Below are 818 nucleotides of genomic sequence, written 5' to 3'. Positions count from 1 at the left end.
AGCGCTGCAGGCTTGTTCTTGTAGGCGAACACCGAGTTGCGCGCGATGACGTCCAGACCGGACAGCTTGGTGAGGTCGGTGATCAGATCCTCGGTGATGCCGTCAGCGAAATAGTCCTGGCCTGGATCGCCGCCGAGGTTTGCAAACGGCAGCACGGCAACCGATGGCCGCGATGGCACTGAGAACTTCTGCCATGCGAAAATGCCGGCAATCGCGGCGATCGCCAAGGCGGCGGCGCCTGCCAGGATGATGACGCGCGAGCTCGGCCGGTGTGGCGCCGCCGTGACCTTTCCCGATGCTGCGGGATCCAGCAGCAATCGATAGGCGCGAACCGGATCGGCGATGTTCTTGAGGCGCTGCTCGCCAAGACTGGCAAAGCCGACATCAACCTTGTGAACGGCATGATCAAATGCGGTTCCGGAGATACATACACCCCCCGGCTCGGCCATAGCCTCGAGGCGCGCGGCGATGTTGACGCCATCGCCGTAGATGTCATTTTCCTCTACGATGACATCACCGAGATTGACGCCGATGCGAAACCGGATGTGGCGGGGGTCGGAGGTGCCCGGGTCTCGGACAGCCATCCGGCGCTGAATCGCGGCAGCGCATTGGACGGCATCAACGACGCTGGCGAATTCGACCAGCGCCCCGTCTCCCATGAGCTTGATAATCCGACCGTGGAATTCCTTGATCGCGGGGTCGACCAGTTCTCGACGGCAACCCTTCAGTCGTTCGAGCGTGCCGACCTCATCCTCGCCCATGAGCGTGCTGTAGCCGACCACGTCGGCAGCAAGGATCGCGGTAAGCCTTCGCTCCAT

At 62.3% G+C, this 818-nt stretch carries 1 protein-coding gene; it reads right to left on the bottom strand.

Going from position 1 to position 818, the window contains the following annotated elements; all coding sequences use genetic code 11:
• Nucleotides 1-818, bottom strand: an 818-nt coding sequence (locus NKH35_RS31895) for an adenylate/guanylate cyclase domain-containing protein (RefSeq protein ID WP_352761615.1), incomplete at both ends; no start/stop codon positions are given.

It is taken from the genome of Mesorhizobium sp. M1143, from assembly GCF_040318435.1.
Lineage (GTDB): Bacteria > Pseudomonadota > Alphaproteobacteria > Rhizobiales > Rhizobiaceae > Mesorhizobium.
This window is presented reverse-complemented; position numbering and strand designations above follow the sequence as displayed.